The following is an 18,924-nucleotide window of genomic DNA, read 5'->3' as shown; positions in this document are numbered from 1 at the left end:
ACCCATTTTAATGGGTTTTAGTACTCATGTTTTACTAGCAACTATTAGCCACAAAACCAAAGCACAACATACCAAAACATGACCGCTATATGCGGTAGGGCAACAGTTGGGCGCAAAGCGTTTTTGCCATAACTTAATATAAGACCCAAAGTGCTTGGGCGAGTCAGTAAAAACGCTGAATTAAACTGGAAAGCTTGGGTATCGTTAGTAATTTGGCTGTCACCTAATGATTCATTATTTGCTGTTTTATCATCAGCGACTATGTCAGTTGGTCGCAGCGCATCTTCCAACATCAGCAATCTATCTTCTATACGAAATTGAAAGGTTTTCCAAATCGCGTCAGTTAACCAAAACAAACCGCTAAAAAACACTAGGGTTAGGGTTGGCGAGTGCCATGACAAAATCAAACAGACCAAAATTAGATGACTTAGTTTTATAACCAAAGCATTTTTTTCGTAGCTGTCGTATTGGTTTTGCAGTAAACACCATTCTTGTTGCAATGCTGAGTTTGTTTGTTGAGTCATGATTGGTTACTTTGCCATTTTTGTTTTATAAAGTCGCTCGCGCGTTCTGCCAGCATTATCACGGGAGCATTAGTATTGCCGCCAATTAGCGCTGGGAATACTGAAGCGTCTATAACACGTAAGTTATTGATACCGTGCACTTCTAACTGAGGATTTACCACCCCCATTGGATCTTGTTCATGGCTCATTTTGCATGTGCCAATCGGATGATAAACGCTGTCAGTATGATTTTTTAAATGCTCGTCTAATTCATCATCCGCCATTAAATGTTCGTTATGAACCGACCGGATTTTGTGTTTTAACATGATGTCCGACTCTAAAATCTTAGATGCTTCTCGGACACCTTTTCTGAGAATTTCGAGGTCAGCCTTTTCACCTAAAAAATTAGGATCAATTAACGGCGCATCAAATGGATCATTGGACCTTAATTTAACCGAGCCTTTGCTTGCTGGCCGCAGGACACAAGTGTGGCAACTATAACCATGTTTTAAACTGGCACGCCAATTACGCGCATGGTCTTGAACAGACGCGACGACCAAATGAAATTGAATATCTGGGCGCTCTAATGCGTCGTCGGTTTTAACAAAGCCGCCGGATTCAGCAAAGTTTGATGTCAGTAGTCCCGACCGATTTACAATTAAATTAACCAGTTGTCTCCCCATATGCCAGACACCCCGGAACGATAAACCAAAGGTGGTCGGGTTATTGCTCAAATAGCTACTGACATAATCTGGATGATCTTGTAGGTTTTCACCTACGCCGGGTAAGTCATGGACAAGGTTAATGTTGTTATCCTTCAGATGTTGTTTTGGGCCCACGCCAGAAAGCATGAGTAATTGTGGGCTACCAAAAGCACCGGCACATAACAAAACTTCTTTGTTTGCAGTAAATTGAACATTGCGGTCGTGCTTAATACCACTGACACCAATACATGTTTTGTCTTTAAAACTAAGGTGGGTAACATGCAAACTGGTTTCTATTGTTAGGTTTGAACGGAAACGTACGGGGTCCACATAGGCTTTTGCTGCGCTGCATCTAAGCCCATTCTTCTGAGTGACCTGATAAAGTCCAACCCCTTCTTGTTCTGGGCCATTAAAGTCTAAGTTATGGGCTATGCCGATTGACATACCCGCGCGAACAAAGTCACTGGCGACTTGGTTATTCGAACGAGTATTGCTGACATAAAGAGGTCCAGACCCTCCGTGTAACGCATTTTCACCGTTTTGATTATTTTCGGACTTTATAAAATAGGGCAGAACATCTTGCCAGCCCCATCCTAAGTCCTGCCAATCGTTATAATCTTGTTGATGGCCACGAATATAAATCATTGCATTAATGGAACTTGAACCTCCAAGCACCTTGCCACGGGGTTGATAACCACATCGGCCATTTAAACCCGGTTGTGGAACAGTGTCGTATGCCCAGTTTTTGTATTTTGTTGGCACTATGGTAACGGCCCCCGAGGGGATTTGCACCGCAGGGGTTTTATCATCTGTGCCGCTTTCAATCAGCAGTACGTTAACATTAGGATCTTCGCTTAACCGATTTGCCAATACACATCCAGCAGAACCACCACCGACAATAATAAAATCAAAGCTTTGCATTATTTATTTTCAACATATTGTTTGATATCAATAAGGTCCTGATGCAACATTTTGGTCAATGAACTTTTAAAAAATGGCATCATAATGGTGGAGAGTATTTTGGTGAAGGCTCCTTGAGGCTCACCCGTAAATTCCATTGTGAGCTCGGTCTTATCATTACTTATCGCGGCGACTGAAACCACTGAACGATATTTTGTTTTATGGCTTTCAGCCAATACTACGTAATACTGATTTGGGCTAATTTCGCTAATCCACATGGTTTCAAAGGCTTCTTTACCCATCATAATGCGGGATTCTCGCCACGTTAAACCAACTTTGTCGGAGTCGCCTTTTTTTAGTATCTCAATGCTATTAATGCTGGAAATCACTTCACTAGAATGTTCAATGTCGGTAATTGTTTGCCAAACATCCTCGATATTACTATTCACTGTAATTTGAGTTTTGGTGTGCATGAAATATCCTTATTGATATCGTTGTTTAACGTGTTCAGGCATTTTTTTGGTAAATTGAACTGTAAACGCGTTTAACAAATCGAGCAAATTATTTGGTGGTAAGTTTTCGAGCTTTTCAAGGCTGTAGGCAATTGCTTCAATAGAAGAAAGGCTAAACTCCTGACTTGTAGAGCGTATCGAGTACTGGCTTTCGTTTGCCATTGCAAATTGCAAATGTGGTAGTTTTTTAAGCCATGGATTCACAAAATAAATACGCTTAGCCTTTCGCCATGTGCCATCTAAGATAACTAAATAGTCAAAACTTATGTCTGAAGCAAGTTGGTCAAAAGGCGTTGCTGAATCACTCGGGAACAACAGCGCTGTTTTGCTATTAACAAGGGTCTGCATTATGTCCGAAAAGTCTTGTTCCGACTCGCCTATAAACACCTCGATGTTCGAACACGCCATTTTCGCCAGTTTTATGGTGTTCTTTTTATTTTTAACTTCGTCGGGGTGCTGTAGCACTATCAGTTTAGTTCTGTTGTTAACCGGTTTTATTGCCTCACAAAGGCAAGTGATGATAGGAAAATCACAACGTTTGCAACATTCTCTAGCCATGTTTAATGCTCCGTCATTTAGGTGAATTTTGATTAAGTTTCTTTTGAATCAACAGACCAGTTACAATGACAATAAGTGCAATGACAGTCGAAAAATAGATTTTTTCACCAAGAAATAGGTAGAAAAAAACCAGAGATAAAAAGGGGGATAAATAAATTAATACGCTGATCTGAGCGGTACTTTTTGCCAGTTGCATAGCTTTTAACCAAAGCACAAATGCGACACTCATTTCAACTAATCCGATATAAATACTGGCAGCAATTGTTTGTGGATGAAACGTGAAATCCTGCCAATAATAGACACTCATAATGACCAACCATGGGATAGAACAAAGAAAATTAAGCATAACGGACGTTGTTGGAGAAGCGCTATTGCGGACATTCACAATCCAATAAAAGGCCCAAATTAAGGTTGATAAAATCGCCAGTAATACACCCGCTAAGTCAAACATTAAACCGGTTCTAAAATCTAAACCGGTGACCAATATCACTACGCCAAAATAGCAAATGACTAACCCTAAAATATCGCCAAGTGACAACTTGTGTTTTAAAAATGGCACTGCCAATAATGATAGTACGATTGCCCAAGTGTAATTTATTGGTTGAGCGATTTGGGCTGGTAATCTTTCGTAAGCGGCAAATAACACCAAATAATACAAAATGGGATTTAAGAAACCACAAAGTAAATAAAATGCAGGCGACCGTTTAAATATAGTTACGAGCGACGGCGTCTTATCGTTGTCTTTAATTTTGTTCGACGTATCGTCAAAAATGTCGGTTGCGGCTTTAGTTGGCTGATTATAGATTTGAAAAAGATAAATCATTACCAAAATAACAGCGGAACTAAATGACGCTAAAATAACAACTTCTATATAACTAGAGAATTGCAGAGCTAGTTTGACTGCTGTGCCCACCGTTGACCACAGCAAAACAACAAAAAGGGCGATTTTAAACGCCAGTTTTTGATCTTTAACAGGTTCCATAGTGTCGAAACTTAGTGGGTTTTAAGCGTTTCTTGATACGGGGGCCACCCAAGTGGCTTGCCAGCTAACACATGTAAATGTATATGATAAACTGTTTGACCACCGTCATTATTGCAATTCATGACACAACGATAGCCATCGTCGGCAAATCCCATTTGTTTCGCTATTTTTGCAGCGGCGACGTAAAGCTTACCAACGAGTTCGGCATTTTGGTCGTTAATGTCGTTTGCAGTGACGATTTGAATTTTGGGGATCACAAGAAAATGAATAGGAGCTTGTGGGTTGATGTCTTTAAACGCCAACACATAATCGTCTTCATATAAAATATCTGCAGGAATAGTACGGTCGATGATTTTATCAAATATTGTTTCGTTGGTCATAATTAGGTCCGTGACAAAAGAGTAAAAGAAAAACAAACTGCTTACTTTAGCGACTACCACCAGACTCGCATTTTGTTATGGCTAGATTATGCAATAAGTTACAGCGAAACAAGAAACTTTAATTCACACTAGTGCGCTTAATTTAGCGAGCAAAAGAGCCTAAATAGTAAACTTTTGAGCTGCAATACAGTTTAATTTGTCGCATCTGCGCTTTTTACGTTTTTTTTATGAAGTGATTTAGTTATGATTGCTCCATTGTAATTTGACCCTAAGATACTTTTGAAATTTAACCTACTAATCATCACGTTATTAATTGTTCAATGTTTTTCGTTTGCAGCAAAAGCTGTTGAAGTGGAAAATCTATACATTGGCAAAATATTAGTTAATGACCGCACCCAAAAAACGCGTGTGAAAGCGCACCGCTGGGCGATTGAACAGGTGATCACAAAAGTAACGGGCAATCGTGAAATATTAGAAAATGATGATATCAAACGAGAAGTTAGGCTGCGGACCGCTAATTACATAAAATCATTTACATTTACAACGGATGAACACAACCGCACCTTTTTGGTGGATGAATTCGACCAACAAAAAATCGACAAACTATTGCGCGATGTCGGCGCATCTATTTGGGGCCAACGCCGCCCGCAAACCCTTGTTTGGTTCGTTATCGAAGAAGGCCTAAGTCGACAAATTGTCGATAATGACTCAGCGCCACAAATTACCGAGTTGTTACTTCAGGCCTCTGATAACCGAGGTTTGCCATTGACCTTGCCTGATAAAGCAGCGATATCGAGCGTACATTCCTCTGACATTTGGGCTAAGTTTGATCACATTATGAGTCATGTTTCCGCCGGACATGATGTCGAACATTACGTCATGGCAAGAATGTATTACGAAACCATAGGTGGACAGGAAGCGTGGGTGTTAGATTTTCAGCTCATGGATGGCCGAGAGATGTTACTCAAACAAGAATTTCGTGGCGAACAATTTAATGTTGTCCGAGACATGGTTAACGCACTGGCTGACTATTTTGCTTCACAATATTCTATTCGAAGCGAAGTATTAGGACAAAAGTCTCTTCAAATGACCATCGAAGGTGTGAACAATATTGTTGATTTAACAACAATAGAAGGCTATTTGAAAAACCTTCCACCGGTTTCTAGACTCGAATTAGAACGTATTCAAAATAATAATGCTCAATTTGTTTTACATCTGTCTGGGCAAGGTTTAGATGTGGTTAAAGCATTAGACCTGCTTGGTGAATTTGTACAACTAGAAGATAAAGTTGTTGAGACAACTGAAACACTGTCTGTGGCTGAGCAACTAGAGCAATTAAGAGAATCTTATTTACAGCAAGAGCAACTTGTTGAAAAAATGGCGTCACAGGAAGTTACCTCTTTACGCTACCGCTGGGTACCGTAAATGCAACTACTTTTGCCGGTCACTCTTAATCCACGATTGTCATTTGATACGTTTGTTGAACCCGAGAAATCTTCTGGTTTGATCACAAGTGTATTAAAAGATGGCATCGACGAAAGTGAGTTTACTTTCTATTTGATTGTCGGCAGTGACGATGTTGGCAAAAGCCATATTTTAAACGCCTGTTGTCATCATGCAAATCGAAAAGGCAAAACAAGTATGTTAATGCCAATGGAACAAGTGATTGGTTTGCCGACCGAAACAATTGACGGGTTAGAAAAAGTCGACGTGTTGTGTATAGATGACCTTAATTTAGTACTAAAAGATCACGACTGGCAGATCGCAATATTTAACTTATTTAATTCAATGCAGCAAAATAAGTCGACTCTAATTATTTCATCAAATGTATTACCTGCAGAAATGGAAATTACGTTACCGGATTTGGCCTCAAGAATGCAATGGGGAACCTTGTTTCAACTTACTGGTTTAAATAACGACGAAAAAGTAAAAGCGTTAATAACCCATGCAAACGACATGAGCTTTGAATTGCCGGAAGACGTTGCAAAACTCATGTTAAATCGACTACCACGTAAAATGTCGTTTTTAATGCAGGCCCTGTACCTTTTGAGCCGCCAAACGATTGAAAAAAAACGCAAAGTCACCGTGCCATTTGCCAAAGAAGTATTGGAAATTTAAATTATTTTGGTCGCTTTTGTTCGATAACATCGCCTAGCGACGCATATTGAGCTGCACCTAAACGACTTAACGGGTTTAACGTTTTAGCATCGATAGTTAATCTATTATTGTCATTTGTAACAGCCGCATCATCGATATAAACACTTTCTATTTTAAAAAAGATTAAAGTTTGCGGTGTGTTCCCTATTTTTTGTATTTCAAACACTGAACAACCAAACGCAACAGGGCAATGCTGTAATCTCGGTAATGGAAAACCGTCAAAAGCCACTAACTGGTCGTTGAGTTTTTGCATTTCTTTATCTGCAGTATCAAGTTCAGATTCACCATAAGCTAATGTAGCTGCCGACTGAGTGACTTGTTGATATTGGTTATCCGCAGCTATATGTACAACGGCTTTAGAGCCGCTTTGGCAATTTACAGTTGTGTCTTTGTCGGTATTTCCCTCTTTTAATCCAACGGAAATCATTAATAGCGGCGGGTTACTGCTAACAGCACTGAAATAGGAGAAAGGCGCTAAATTGTAATTGCGTTCCTCTTTATTTAAGGCCATGTTTTCAGTAAGCACCCAAGCAATTGGACGGGGAATAATGGTTTGGGTCATAAGGTGGTATATTTGCGCCGGGGCGTAGTCCGATAATTTAAGTTCCATAAATATTTTCTCGATTGTTAATGCCCGTATCAATTGTATTCTAAACACCAATTGTATTCTAAATGCCAATCCATCTGCACGTTACAGTCTAAGGATCAAATCGGTTTTTTTCGTACTAAAGACACACTAATTTGTATTGCTTGTTAGCGGGCTGATATCTAATTTGCAGGGAATTTCGGTTTTAATCCCCCATTATGAATTTAAATTAGTGAAATACCATAAAAATTCTTTATAAGGACTAAAAAATTAATTCAATATGCGCTACTATTTGCCGCTTTCAGTTTTTACAGATTTACGATAACGAATAATGCCGTTTTTGCATATACATTAAGGCTAAAATGAACTTACAAAAGTTTGTTTATTACTTTGAAAAGACAATGCAAAAATACGAAAAAAAGGTGAATTTCCACCTCAACGTTTCAGTCAAGAGTGTTACATGAATTTAGAAGAAATTATTGGATTAGCACAAGCAGCTATTGCCCAAGCAAATGACATCCAAAGTTTAGAAGACGTGCGCGTCGAATACCTTGGTAAAAAAGGTAAGATCACCGATTTACTTAAGTCACTTGGACAAATGGAGCCAGCTCAACGTAAGGAAATGGGTCAAACCATTAACCAAGCAAAAGGTTCAGTACAAAAGTTATTGTCAGTACGTCGCGAGCAATTACAAACTGAAGCGTTAAACGCTAAGTTAGCCGAAGAGACGATAGACGTTACTTTGCCTGGTCGCGGGATCGAGCAGGGCGGTATTCATCCAGTAAATCGCACGATTGAGCGGATCCAGTCGTTTTTTGGCGATCTTGGTTTTGAAGTAAAACAAGGTCCTGAAGTTGAAGACGGCTTTCATAATTTTGACGCGTTGAATATTCCTGAACATCATCCTGCGCGAGCGGATCACGATACGTTTTATTTTAATGCCGATACGGTTTTGCGTACGCAAACATCGGGTGTGCAAATTAGAACGATGGAACAAGAACAACCGCCATTAAGAATTATTTCTCCAGGTCGTGTATATCGCAATGACTATGACCAAACTCACACACCGATGTTTCATCAGGTAGAAGGTTTAATGGTTGATAAAAATGTCAGCTTTGCTGAGCTAAAGGGCACAATCCACGATTTCTTACGCAATTTCTTCGAAGAAGATCTGCAGGTACGTTTTAGACCATCTTACTTTCCGTTTACTGAACCGTCAGCAGAAGTTGATGTTATGGGTAAAAATGGTAAGTGGTTAGAAGTATTAGGTTGTGGCATGGTCCATCCTAATGTTTTACGTTCAGTAAACATTGACCCTGAAGAATACACAGGTTTTGCATTTGGTATGGGCGTTGAGCGCTTAACTATGTTGCGTTACGGTGTAAATGATTTGCGAGCGTTTTTTGAAAACGATCTTCGATTCTTAAAGCAGTTCAATTAAGGAACCCATAGATGAAATTTAGTGAAAAGTGGTTGAGAGAGTGGGTTAATCCGGCAATTGGTACGGATGATTTAAGTGAACAGTTATCAATGGCTGGACTTGAAGTTGACGGCGTAGAAGATGCCGCAGCGGAGTTTACAGGTGTTGTTGTAGGCGAAGTCGTAGAGTGCGGTAAACACCCAGAAGCAGACAAGTTACAAATAACCAAAATTAATGTTGGCGAAGCAGGCGATGGCGAATTAATCGATATCGTTTGTGGCGCTAAAAATTGCCGAGCAGGGCTTAAAGTTGCTGTTGCTATGGTTGGCGCGGTATTACCGGGCAATTTTAAAATTAAAAAAGCAAAATTACGTGGCCAACCGTCGTTTGGTATGTTGTGTTCATTCTCTGAGTTGGGCATGGCTGATGACTCTGACGGCATTTTAGAATTGCCTACAGATGCACCAATTGGTAAAAATGTACGCGAATATTTAAATCTAGACGATAAGATCATTGAAATTGATTTGACTCCAAATCGCAGTGATTGCCTTGGTATTGCAGGTGTCGCACGTGAAGTCGGTGTATTAAATAACATTGACGTAAACACGTTGGACGTTCAGCCTGTTGCCGCAACAATCACAGATTCAGTTAGCATTGAATTAGTTGACCCTGATGCCTGCCCTAAGTATTTAGGCCGTGTGATTAAAGGTATTAACCTAAATGCAACAACCCCAATATGGTTGGCTGAAAAGCTACGTCGAAGCGGTATTCGTTCGATTGACCCTGTTGTCGATATTACCAACTACGTTTTAATTGAGCTTGGTCACCCAATGCATGCGTTTGATTTAGCTAAAATTGAAGGTGGCATAAAAGTACGACGTGCGACTGAAAATGAAGAGTTGGTATTACTTGACGAAAATAAAGTTAAGTTAACTAAAGACACATTAGTTATTGCCGATCACCAAAAACCACTCGCCATCGCTGGCGTCTTTGGTGGATTAGACTCAGGTGTCAAAAGCGATACCACTGACATCTTGCTAGAAAGTGCGTTTTTTAATCCAGTTGTTATGGCTGGAACAGCGCGTTCTTACGGTTTGCACACCGACGCATCGCATCGTTATGAGCGCGGTGTTGACTACGAACTTCAACATGCTGCAATGGAACGCGCTACAGCGTTATTAGTTGAAATTGCCGGCGGCGAAGTGGGACCAATTGTTGAAGCTGTGTCTGAAGCTAATTTACCAGAGCAAACGGCTATTGTATTGCGTCGTAATCGCTTAGACCGAGTATTAGGTCATGTTGTTTCTGACGAAGAAGTGACAACGATTTTATCTCGTCTTGGTTTACGCGTAGAGTTTACTGGCGATAGCTGGAAAGCGATTTCTCCAAGTTTCCGCTTTGATATCAATATTGAAGAAGATTTGATTGAAGAAGTTGCCCGAGTATATGGTTACAACAACATTCCTAATATATCGCCAGTTGCGACATTAAGTATGCCAAAGCGTGACGAATCTAAACTCGATCGCACAACGTTTGCTAAGTCCCTTGTTAACTTAGGTTACCAAGAGGCGATAACTTATAGCTTTGTTGACCCTAAAGTTCAGGAAAAATTGTTCCCAAATGCGGAAACACTCGTTCTTCCTCATCCTATATCAGCAGATATGTCGGTAATGCGTTTGAGTCTATGGTCTGGTCTATTACCGACTGTGGTTCATAATCAAAATCGTCAACAGTCGCGTGTTCGCCTATTTGAAACTGGCCTGCGTTTTGTGCCTGATCAAGCGTCAGAAATGAATATCAAGCAAGAACCTATGTTATCTGGTGTCGTTACTGGTAGCGTGATGGGTGAAAGTTGGTCTGAAAAATCTCGTCCAGTTGATTTTTATGACGTAAAAGCGGATGTAGAAGCGTTATTAGCTAAATGTGTATCAGCCCAAGAATTTGCATTTAAACCGCTTCCATCGGACAGTAAATTAGCTAATGCATTGCATCCTGGCCAGTCTGCAGAAATTTATCGTAACGATAAATTGATCGGGCATATCGGTGCAGTGCACCCAGGTATTGAAAAGTCACTTGGCTTAAACGGTAAAACATTTGTATTTGAATTAGAGCTTAACGCTTTGATAAATAGGAAATTACCACAAGCTAAAGCCGTTTCTAAATTCCCTTCAAATCGCCGTGATTTAGCTATTGTGGTAAAAGAAGAAGTTAATGCCGGTGATGTTTTAAAATCTATAGAAAATATTGGCGAAAATCAGTTAGTTGACCTAAACTTATTTGACGTGTACCGTGGTGACGGTATAGACGATGGTTATAAAAGCTTAGCTTTATCTCTTATTTTACAAGATGTTGAAAAAACATTGGACGAACTTGAGATTAATACTAAGATTGATCACGTAATTAGCATGTTAACAGAGCAATTTGGCGCAACTCTGAGGGATTGACCTATGGCACTAACCAAAGCAGATATCGCGGAACATTTATTTGAGAAAGTTGGCTTGAATAAAGCAGACTCTAAAGATCTCGTTGAAGCGTTTTTTGAGAAAGTCAGAACGACTCTTGAAAACGGTGAACAAGTAAAGTTAAGTGGATTTGGTAATTTTGAACTTCGAGAGAAGAAGTCTCGACCTGGCCGAAACCCTAAAACGGGTGAAGACATTCCAATTTCAGCACGACGTGTCGTCACTTTTCGCCCTGGGCAAAAGTTGAAAGCACGGGTCGAAGTTGGAACCGCTAATCTCGTTGAGAAGTAAAACGAGTTCAAGCGTTTTTGGTTAGTACAAAGCCTAATTGTTGTTTACAATAATTAGGCGCGAACAATATAAAAAAAACCAGCATTTAGCTGGTTTTTTGTTATCTATCGATTATCGATAAAACTTAGTAAAAACCGTGCGGTGTGCGACAGTCAGAACCAAGTTTAGACAAGTAGTCTAACCAAAAGTTAGCAGGGTTGAATCCTTCGCCAACTTTAACTACTGAGTAACCTTTAGATTTAACTTCAGTAGTCGCTGCTTTGGCGCTTGCTTTTTTAGCTTTAGGCGCTTTTGCAGGTTTAGTTTCTGCTACAGGTTCAGCTGGCGCAATTTCACCGCCAGTTAATGCTGCGGTCATTTCTTCAATAGTCACCAAACGAACGTTTTTACCGCCGTCTATGCTATACCAGCCACTTTTAACTTCAATTTGTGGTTCTTTACCGTTAGCTTTTGTATAAGCTTCGGTAAATGCAGACAAGACTTGATCTTTGTCTAATTTACTCATTTTAATTACCTGTATTTCATTTATTTTTTTCGCGAGCGTTATTTATACAAAGTTTTTATTATGAATTCAACTTACAGACCAAATAAGCGATAATTTAGATAGAAATAAGCGAAAATTAACCATAAGTTACGTTAAAAATACACAATATAGAGAAATACCATGACAATTCAGCGAAATGAATTAATGAAGTACCTCAACGACTTTTTAAATATCCAAAACATCAATGACTACTGTCCAAATGGATTACAAGTTGAAGGAACTCAAGAAATTAAAAAAATTGTGACTGGCGTAACGGCAAGTCAGGCATTAATAGATGCGGCCATTGCTGTCGATGCCGATTTATTGTTGGTCCACCATGGCTATTTTTGGAAAGGTGAGGCACAGCCGATTGTTGGCCTCAAACGAAACAGAATTAAATCTTTGTTGGTAAACGACATAAACTTAGTGGGATATCATTTACCACTCGATGTGCACAGTAGCTTAGGCAATAACAAACAACTTGGTGAACTGTTAGGGTTAACGCAAATCGAGCCAATTACACATATAAGCCCAAGTGGCGTTGTTTACCGAGGTGTTTTGCCGACACCAATGACGGCGAACGACTTTGCTACGCATATTAACAGTGTTTTGGCTCGTACACCGCTCGTAGAGCAAACTTCTGAGCAACTAATAACACATGTCGCCTGGTGCACCGGAGGCGGTCAGGGATACTTAGACGCGGTTGTGGAGTTGGGTATTGACGCGTTTGTATCAGGTGAAGTATCTGAGCAAACGATACATAACGCCCGAGAGAATCAAATTCATTTTTTTGCGGCGGGGCATCATGCAACGGAACGGTATGGCGTCAAAGCGTTGGGCGAACATATTCAACGTGAATTTAATGTTGATGTTCAATTTATCGATATAAATAATCCTGCTTAACATGAAAAAACAAGATACCAGTTTTAGTAAAAGCGTCGACACATTTAAAAATAATATCTATGGCTCAAGTAAAGGCCAAGTTCGAGAGGCCGTTTTATTACGAGATTTAGAATCGATAATACACAGTAAACAAAAGCTCAATATTATTGATGTGGGAGGTGGGCAGGGACAGATCGCGCTAAAATTAGCTCAACAAGGGCATAACGTGACAATTTGCGACATTTCTGAAGAAATGTTGGATGTGGCCAAAAATAAAGCGATTGAGTTGAATATAAGCGATAAAGTGGCATTTATTCACTGTCCTTTGCAGGAGTTGCCAAGTAAATTGCAAACTAAGTTTGATGTGGTGTTATGCCACGCTGTTTTTGAATGGCTTGCGGACCCTCAAGCGGCATTCAAAATTCTTGCCGATTATTTAACAGACAAGGGGCAGTTATCATTGATGTTTTATAATGCCAATGGCCAGATAATGAGTAATTTGGTTTACGGTAACTTTGATTATATTGAAGCGGGATTTAACGTTAAAAAAGCGGTAAGGTTAAATCCACAAAATGCATTAATGCCGGATACGGTTAAAGATTGGGCTAAACAGGCCGGATTATCGCTGTGTTTAGACACTGGCGTTCGGTGTTTTCACGATTACATGAGAAATCGTGAACAGTGGACTAAAGACATTAATAAGATTGTTGAAATGGAATTAACCTATTCCACCAAAGAACCGTTTGCATCGATTGCACGATACAAACATTTTATATTTAAAGCTAATTAGGACTGCCCGTGAAATTATATGGTTCGACTACTTCTCCTTTCGTTAGACGTCTTCGCCTGTTACTGGTACAAAGTGATTATCAATTTGTCCCTTTTAATATTTTTGGCAATGATCGCGACACAATCAAAAAGACCAATCCAACGTTAAAAGTGCCTATTTTTGAAGACGTAATTGATGGACGTACACAACAAATATTCGATTCGGGAAATGTCTTTCGTTATTTGTATCAAAAGTTTGAAATTCAGCCTTTGTCGGTAAAAGAACAAAATGACTTGTCAGTCATCGACGCCTGCTGTGATTCGTTAGTAAATATGATGATATTGACTCGCAGCGGCGTGGAAGTAAATAAAGACAAATTGTATTTTAATATTCAGCGAGAGCGCCAACTATCAAGCTTTGAATATTTAGAGGACCAAATTGCTCAGGGGGAGTTTTCAAATTGGCGCTACCCAAGTATTGCGTTATTGGCAACGGTAGAATGGGCAAACTTTAGAAGTTTATTTGATTTTACTGGTTATCCGAACATTCAACGTTTTATCAAAGACAACAGTACCCAACCTGGTGTATTAGAAACAGCACCAAAAGATTAAGGTTTAGGGCGTCAAAACACAAATTAACGACAGTTATTATTTAGTAACTGTCGTTAATTACTGCAATAAACAACGCACTTATTTATTTAAACTGCAATCGACTATAAAGGGTTAAACAACAACGACAGAGTTATCGTCAAAACTGACTGGCGAAGGGCAGTAGGCATCTGCGTTCCAATCATTTTCCCATTTTGAATCGTCTAATAAATATTTAAATTGATATTTATTTTCTGTTTCTAAATCTAAAGTAAGAGAGAAATCACCTGATTTTAATTTTTTCATTGGAGCTTCTTTCCAACCATTAAAATCACCAGCAATTGCAACTTTTTCAGCCGCATCACATTCTTCTTTTTTGATTTTGAATGTCACTTTACAAATTGGTTTACTTTTTAAGTATTTTTTATTCAGGCTCATAATGTACTTCCCTAGTTAAATTAAATTTAATGCTGTAAATATAGCCAATTTTGAAAAAATGGAAATATATTTTTAGTGTTTTTACTCTATGCATTCGATTGTATCACTAAAAAATTTCGAATTACTTATATTGTTATGCGTTTTTCTTACTGTTTAAACTGGTTGACCGCATATGTAATGCAACTAACCATGGGATTTTAGTCCGCAATAAAACAGGATAGAAACAATAAGTTTATGTCGTAATTCGGTTACTATTAATCATATTTACATTAAAAAAGGGAGCCGAAGCCCCCTTGTTTAACAAAAAATTCATATAGGTAATTAATTTACAATAACCAAGCGTAACTCAGTTTCATAAATACACTGCGATTATCGGACTTAATATTTGTTAGTGAGTCGTTGTCTTTACCTGCTTCTGAATAACCAACAAAAAATAGCGTTTGAGGGTTAATTTTATAGCTATATAAAAGCTGTGCAGAAAGTCTACGGAAATTTTCATTACGATCGCCTGGATCTACATATTTTGACAAATTTCTATCTATCTCTGTATAAACCAACGACAGTCGTAAAAAGCTCTTAATGGAAAACTGATAGGTATTTCTCAAGTCGAGTAATTTCGCAGTAAAAACATTGTCGCCTTCATGATCTAATCGCGTGTATTCAAATCGTATTTGCGATTTGAGGTGAGTATTTATATTCCAAGAAATATTAGGTTCTAAAACAAGTTGATCAGAAATCCTATTATTTGCATAGTCAATCGCTTTACCTTTTTTAAAGTAATTGCCCAACCAAAGGTTAGATGTTGGTTTAAATTCGCCCCACATGTTGATGTTCTTTTCATAAAACATGTCGGTATTCGCATCAATAGCCAAATAGTCCTGAGCGCTTTGAGCATCAATTATTACTGGATTGTCGTGGCTGTAGACAAGTTCGTTGTTAGTGCGGGCACCAACTCTATCACGCCCTAAAAACCCAACGCGAAGATAGCTTTGTTTTGGACCATTAAAATTAATATTAAATTCGTTTTCTTGCTCTAACAACTCGCCATCTTGGTTATGTGTGATGTCGATATCTCCATTTATTCGAAATCGCGACCACCAGTCATCGTCGTCACCACGCCAAACATAACCGCCACCAATGACACTCATTGTGCGGTCGACTGTATCGATAAATGCTAAGTCGGCCCTAAAATTTTCACCTATATCTTCGTGGCGAACATTAAAGTACCAATCTCTGTTTTCGTGAGTATATTGAATACGATAGGCAAGGTCTGAGCTATTGACACTAAAAGCTCGCAGGTATTGTTCGCCAAAGTTAAAGGTGGTTATATTGGTGTGTTCGTCTGTGCTCGTATCTGAAAAATAGTCAAATACATCGCTTAATCCCACTTCAGAGAATTCAGTATTGGTTCTTATTATCTGAAAATTAACCGTATCCTGAGGGCTAGGTTGGTATTTGGTATCAAAACTGAGCACTTCGTTATGATAGTCGTCGTTGTCTCGAATGGTAGAAACTACGCCAACTGCAAGTTCTTTATTGACAGCATAACGATAGCGAAACGCACTATTTAAGGTATCTTGTTCAATGCTATAGCCAGAAGAACGTAAGTTGCCAGGAGTAATAATGTTTGCGGTTTTGTCGTTTGCTATAAAGGCAGCAAATGAATGGTCACCGGATTTACCCGTGATCTTTGCGCCATAATCAGGCGCATTTATATTACGTGTATAGATCAGGTTAACTGGGGTGTCGAAATAGTCTTGGTTTTCAAGAAAGAAACTTCGTTTTTCCTGTAAATATAACGCAAAAGTATTATTAACGTTGAGCTGCCCAGAGTCAGCTTCTACTTGAGAAAAATCGGGGTTTAAGGTGGCATTAAGGGTAATGTCTGGCGTGATCCCCCACTTGACGTCTAACCCAACGTCACTATTGCTTTCTTCGCTCCAATCGTTTGTTTCACTTAAATCTCGACTTTTCGTTTTACCTGTAACAAAGGTTGGTATAGCAGTAAGGTTATTGCCTTGCTTAGCACCTGAAAAGCCACGTTCAATTGGCATCTGACATATCCAACAGTTATTGTCTTGGCTCATCTGTGCATTAGAGATTCGCATTTGGGTGTCTCGAGGATAGAAACGAACAAACTCCATGCCCCAATGTTGAATGTCTAAACTGTCGTCAAAATTTAAGATACGAAGCGGTATCGCGATTTCAACTTGATAACCAAAATCCGTAATTTGTCCCGCAGCTTCCCAAATACCATCCCATGCCGGACTTTCGTTTTTAGTTAGTTCATTTTCTATCGCATCAGCTTGAGTGCCTAATGGATTTATGAAAAATTGATAGGCTAGGGAATGGTCGTGGTAACTGTCTATTTTTACCGCAACACGGTCATCATTCCAATTTGAATCTCGGTCCGTTAAGTTTGCGATGATCTTAGAAGGATCTGGATCATAAGCTTTAAACGCAATAAATAAGGTATCCCCGTTTTCGTAAACAAACGCTTCGGTTTTTACTGGAGCAGACATATTCTCGCGAGGGTAAGTTTCGTTATTAACTGCAATTAGACGTGCGTCTTGCCACTCTGAACTATCGAGTACACCGTCGATAAGTGCAATCTTGTCAGACTTAGGAATACTAATATGTGACTTTTTTGATGATTTTTTTTGGCCTATTGGCGCAGATTCGACCAAGCCTGAAAATATAAAGCTGGTTGATAATAATAAAGCGAGAAACTTCATTCGTTCTCCGAAAATTGTTATTCCGTTAAATTCGCCATGATAATAATCCAGTTTTCACAAAAAAGATGTGAATTACGTTGAACAACTCTCGTGACACGATTAAGTGCATAGTCGAGTGAGAACAACAAAAAGTTTAAATTATTCCAAAATTTATTTACAGCGGTAAAAAGATATCAATTTAGAACCAATGTTAGTAAAAATTTCAGAGTTGGTATTGCAAATTTAACTCAAAAAAATAATACCTTTTACATCAACGAAAGGTAAATTAGTACAGCTTACTTAACGGACTGACAACGCCATTCGCACCTTGTTGCAAAACGTGTGTATAGATTTGTGTCGTTCGGACATCAGTATGACCTAATTGACTTTGCACCGTTCTAATATCTGCACCGGATTGTAATAAATGGGTGGCAAAGGAGTGACGCAAAGTATGGGGTGTCACGGGCTTGGTGATACCCGCATTTATTGACGCTGCTTTTACGGCTTTACGGATACCCGAATGGTCAATGTGATGACGCCTAATCTCACCGGTTTCCGGGTCAGCACTTAATTTATGGGATGGAAATAAAAAATGCCAATGCAACGTTTTATTCGCTCCAGGATATTTTTTACTTAACCTGTGTGGTAACCAAACTCCAGCATATTGTTCATTATCTAAATCGAGTTTTAAATATTCATCGACCTGAATAATTTGATTCCTCAAAGCTGGAACTAACTCCTGAGCAAGTGTAACAACACGATGTTTATTGCCTTTACCATTCCAAATTCGAATACACTTGTAGTCAAAATCAATATCCTGAACCCTAAGTTTCATAGCCTCCATTAAACGCAAACCACTGCCATACAGCAAACTTGCCACCAGGAGATGACGCTTATGCAACTTGGTCATTAACTTTTTTACTTCTTCCTGAGTTAAAACAACTGGAAGCTTTTGCTGGCGACTACTTTTTACAAAACACAAATTTAGCGACAATTCATTTTTTAAAACATGTTTATATAAAAAGGAAAGTGCATTTAGTGCCGTCATTTGCGTCCTCGCCGCCACATTTTTAGTTAGCACCAAATAATCCAAGAATGCTTCAACTTCCGTATTACCCATCGTCACTGGATGCCGTTTATCATGAAAATGAATGAACTCTGCGATCCAAAACAAGTATGTTTCAATTGATTTTTTTGCATATTGTCGACTATACATAAAATCGGCAATACTATTCAAAAATGGCGACCGAGTTTGCATTTTATATCCTTATGAATGCTGTTTTTATATACAGTATTGCGCATTTTCCTCACTAGTCAAGAAATGAGGAAACTTTCCGCATTTCCACAAATCCACCAAAAAACCACAATCTCCCAAACATAAACGTTGCAAGCACCCCAAAGAATTTGCTACTAATAAATAAAATAAACACAGGGAAAATATTTTTTCAGGATATGAGGAAACTTTCCCCTGATTAAACTGTTGGACCTGCCTCGCAAGCTCGGGGAAGATACTTCACCCTCAAAGTAATACTGGATAAACCCTCAGTTGTGTTCTA

At 39.0% G+C, this 18,924-nt stretch carries 19 protein-coding genes; 8 read left to right on the top strand and 11 right to left on the bottom strand.

Features of this window, described 5'->3' with window-relative positions:
* Positions 1–44: 44 nt before the first annotated feature.
* Genes Q4575_RS11565 through Q4575_RS11540 form a run of 6 tightly spaced genes read right to left on the bottom strand, consistent with a single transcriptional unit; the run spans position 45 to position 4,539 of the window.
* A complete protein-coding gene (locus Q4575_RS11565) occupies positions 45–524 on the bottom strand; it encodes a hypothetical protein (protein ID WP_215962418.1) in 480 nt (159 codons plus the stop codon).
* On the bottom strand, positions 521–2,128 hold the full coding sequence (locus Q4575_RS11560) for a GMC family oxidoreductase (protein ID WP_303523037.1): 1,608 nt from the start codon (positions 2,126–2,128) through the stop codon (positions 521–523). Before Q4575_RS11560 ends, Q4575_RS11565 begins: the two co-directional genes overlap by 4 nt.
* Positions 2,128–2,580: an SRPBCC family protein gene (locus tag Q4575_RS11555; RefSeq protein ID WP_303523036.1), complete on the bottom strand. Its 453-nt coding sequence runs from the start codon at positions 2,578–2,580 to the stop codon at positions 2,128–2,130. Before Q4575_RS11555 ends, Q4575_RS11560 begins: the two co-directional genes overlap by 1 nt.
* A gap of 9 nt (positions 2,581–2,589) precedes the next feature.
* The gene (locus Q4575_RS11550; protein WP_303523035.1) at positions 2,590–3,177 is read right to left on the bottom strand and encodes a tRNA-uridine aminocarboxypropyltransferase; all 588 of its coding nucleotides are present in this window, start codon (positions 3,175–3,177) and stop codon (positions 2,590–2,592) included.
* A 13-nt stretch (positions 3,178–3,190) separates the two neighbouring features.
* Complete coding sequence (locus tag Q4575_RS11545; RefSeq protein WP_303523034.1) at positions 3,191–4,159, bottom strand: DMT family transporter; 969 nt, start codon at positions 4,157–4,159, stop codon at positions 3,191–3,193.
* A gap of 11 nt (positions 4,160–4,170) precedes the next feature.
* Positions 4,171–4,539, bottom strand: coding sequence for a histidine triad nucleotide-binding protein (locus Q4575_RS11540; protein WP_215962423.1), 369 nt, complete (start codon positions 4,537–4,539; stop codon positions 4,171–4,173).
* A 279-nt stretch (positions 4,540–4,818) separates the two neighbouring features.
* Between Q4575_RS11540 and Q4575_RS11535 the strand changes: the two genes are divergently transcribed.
* Positions 4,819–5,964 carry a DUF2066 domain-containing protein gene (locus tag Q4575_RS11535; protein WP_303523033.1) on the top strand — a complete coding sequence of 382 codons (1,146 nt, stop codon included), beginning with the start codon at positions 4,819–4,821 and terminating at the stop codon, positions 5,962–5,964.
* On the top strand, positions 5,965–6,657 hold the full coding sequence (gene hda / locus Q4575_RS11530) for a DnaA regulatory inactivator Hda (protein ID WP_303523032.1): 693 nt from the start codon (positions 5,965–5,967) through the stop codon (positions 6,655–6,657). It abuts the gene before it with no gap.
* A gap of 1 nt (position 6,658) precedes the next feature.
* Here hda and Q4575_RS11525 read toward each other — a convergent pair whose 3' ends face one another.
* Positions 6,659–7,306, bottom strand: coding sequence for a flavin reductase family protein (locus Q4575_RS11525; RefSeq protein ID WP_215962426.1), 648 nt, complete (start codon positions 7,304–7,306; stop codon positions 6,659–6,661).
* Between the two features lie 436 nt (positions 7,307–7,742).
* Here Q4575_RS11525 and pheS point away from each other — a divergent pair, with 436 nt between their 5' ends.
* From pheS to Q4575_RS11510, 3 genes are read left to right on the top strand one after another with little or no spacing between them, the layout of a single operon-like run.
* Positions 7,743–8,723 carry a phenylalanine--tRNA ligase subunit alpha gene (pheS, locus tag Q4575_RS11520; protein ID WP_303523031.1) on the top strand — a complete coding sequence of 327 codons (981 nt, stop codon included), beginning with the start codon at positions 7,743–7,745 and terminating at the stop codon, positions 8,721–8,723.
* 11 nt (positions 8,724–8,734) lie between these two features.
* Positions 8,735–11,146 carry a phenylalanine--tRNA ligase subunit beta gene (gene pheT, locus Q4575_RS11515; protein ID WP_215962428.1) on the top strand — a complete coding sequence of 804 codons (2,412 nt, stop codon included), beginning with the start codon at positions 8,735–8,737 and terminating at the stop codon, positions 11,144–11,146.
* A gap of 3 nt (positions 11,147–11,149) precedes the next feature.
* Complete coding sequence (locus Q4575_RS11510; RefSeq protein WP_215962429.1) at positions 11,150–11,455, top strand: integration host factor subunit alpha; 306 nt, start codon at positions 11,150–11,152, stop codon at positions 11,453–11,455.
* Positions 11,456–11,579: 124 nt separating this feature from the next.
* Here the strand turns inward: Q4575_RS11510 and Q4575_RS11505 are convergent, their stop codons facing one another.
* Positions 11,580–11,960 (bottom strand): hypothetical protein, encoded by a 381-nt coding sequence (locus Q4575_RS11505; RefSeq protein ID WP_215962430.1) that lies wholly within the window; start codon positions 11,958–11,960, stop codon positions 11,580–11,582.
* A gap of 159 nt (positions 11,961–12,119) precedes the next feature.
* On the opposite strand from Q4575_RS11505, the gene Q4575_RS11500 reads away from it, so the two are divergent.
* Genes Q4575_RS11500 through Q4575_RS11490 form a run of 3 tightly spaced genes read left to right on the top strand, consistent with a single transcriptional unit; the run spans position 12,120 to position 14,240 of the window.
* Entirely contained in the window at positions 12,120–12,881 is a 762-nt protein-coding gene (locus tag Q4575_RS11500; protein WP_252736611.1) for a Nif3-like dinuclear metal center hexameric protein, read from the top strand.
* A 1-nt stretch (position 12,882) separates the two neighbouring features.
* Positions 12,883–13,650: a methyltransferase domain-containing protein gene (locus Q4575_RS11495; RefSeq protein ID WP_215962431.1), complete on the top strand. Its 768-nt coding sequence runs from the start codon at positions 12,883–12,885 to the stop codon at positions 13,648–13,650.
* Positions 13,651–13,658: 8 nt separating this feature from the next.
* Positions 13,659–14,240, top strand: a complete 582-nt coding sequence (locus Q4575_RS11490) for a glutathione S-transferase family protein (RefSeq protein ID WP_215962432.1) — start codon at positions 13,659–13,661, stop codon at positions 14,238–14,240.
* A gap of 111 nt (positions 14,241–14,351) precedes the next feature.
* On the opposite strand, the gene Q4575_RS11485 is transcribed toward Q4575_RS11490, so the two are convergent.
* From Q4575_RS11485 to Q4575_RS11475, 3 genes are all read right to left on the bottom strand, one after another.
* Positions 14,352–14,654, bottom strand: a complete 303-nt coding sequence (locus Q4575_RS11485; RefSeq protein WP_215962433.1) for an isoamylase early set domain-containing protein — start codon at positions 14,652–14,654, stop codon at positions 14,352–14,354.
* 326 nt (positions 14,655–14,980) lie between these two features.
* Positions 14,981–17,389, bottom strand: coding sequence for a carbohydrate binding family 9 domain-containing protein (locus Q4575_RS11480; protein WP_215962434.1), 2,409 nt, complete (start codon positions 17,387–17,389; stop codon positions 14,981–14,983).
* Between the two features lie 265 nt (positions 17,390–17,654).
* Positions 17,655–18,626 carry an integron integrase gene (locus tag Q4575_RS11475; protein WP_215962435.1) on the bottom strand — a complete coding sequence of 324 codons (972 nt, stop codon included), beginning with the start codon at positions 18,624–18,626 and terminating at the stop codon, positions 17,655–17,657.
* Positions 18,627–18,924 lie beyond the last annotated feature (298 nt).

Source organism: Psychrosphaera sp. 1_MG-2023 (assembly GCF_030548245.1).
In the GTDB taxonomy this organism is placed as follows: Bacteria; Pseudomonadota; Gammaproteobacteria; order Enterobacterales; family Alteromonadaceae; genus Psychrosphaera; species Psychrosphaera algicola.
Note: the sequence above shows the minus strand (reverse complement) of the source record. Positions and strands in the feature narration are given on the sequence as shown.

Coding starts and splice junctions, on each gene's coding strand:
- Q4575_RS11565 (WP_215962418.1), bottom strand. CDS start 524: ATGACTCAACAAACAAACTCAGCATTGCAACAAGAATGGTGTTTACTG.
- Q4575_RS11560 (WP_303523037.1), bottom strand. CDS start 2,128: ATGCAAAGCTTTGATTTTATTATTGTCGGTGGTGGTTCTGCTGGATGT.
- Q4575_RS11555 (WP_303523036.1), bottom strand. CDS start 2,580: ATGCACACCAAAACTCAAATTACAGTGAATAGTAATATCGAGGATGTT.
- Q4575_RS11550 (WP_303523035.1), bottom strand. CDS start 3,177: ATGGCTAGAGAATGTTGCAAACGTTGTGATTTTCCTATCATCACTTGC.
- Q4575_RS11545 (WP_303523034.1), bottom strand. CDS start 4,159: ATGGAACCTGTTAAAGATCAAAAACTGGCGTTTAAAATCGCCCTTTTT.
- Q4575_RS11540 (WP_215962423.1), bottom strand. CDS start 4,539: ATGACCAACGAAACAATATTTGATAAAATCATCGACCGTACTATTCCT.
- hda (WP_303523032.1), top strand. CDS start 5,965: ATGCAACTACTTTTGCCGGTCACTCTTAATCCACGATTGTCATTTGAT.
- Q4575_RS11525 (WP_215962426.1), bottom strand. CDS start 7,306: ATGGAACTTAAATTATCGGACTACGCCCCGGCGCAAATATACCACCTT.
- pheS (WP_303523031.1), top strand. CDS start 7,743: ATGAATTTAGAAGAAATTATTGGATTAGCACAAGCAGCTATTGCCCAA.
- pheT (WP_215962428.1), top strand. CDS start 8,735: ATGAAATTTAGTGAAAAGTGGTTGAGAGAGTGGGTTAATCCGGCAATT.
- Q4575_RS11510 (WP_215962429.1), top strand. CDS start 11,150: ATGGCACTAACCAAAGCAGATATCGCGGAACATTTATTTGAGAAAGTT.
- Q4575_RS11505 (WP_215962430.1), bottom strand. CDS start 11,960: ATGAGTAAATTAGACAAAGATCAAGTCTTGTCTGCATTTACCGAAGCT.
- Q4575_RS11500 (WP_252736611.1), top strand. CDS start 12,120: ATGACAATTCAGCGAAATGAATTAATGAAGTACCTCAACGACTTTTTA.
- Q4575_RS11495 (WP_215962431.1), top strand. CDS start 12,883: ATGAAAAAACAAGATACCAGTTTTAGTAAAAGCGTCGACACATTTAAA.
- Q4575_RS11485 (WP_215962433.1), bottom strand. CDS start 14,654: ATGAGCCTGAATAAAAAATACTTAAAAAGTAAACCAATTTGTAAAGTG.
- Q4575_RS11480 (WP_215962434.1), bottom strand. CDS start 17,389: ATGAAGTTTCTCGCTTTATTATTATCAACCAGCTTTATATTTTCAGGC.
- Q4575_RS11475 (WP_215962435.1), bottom strand. CDS start 18,626: ATGCAAACTCGGTCGCCATTTTTGAATAGTATTGCCGATTTTATGTAT.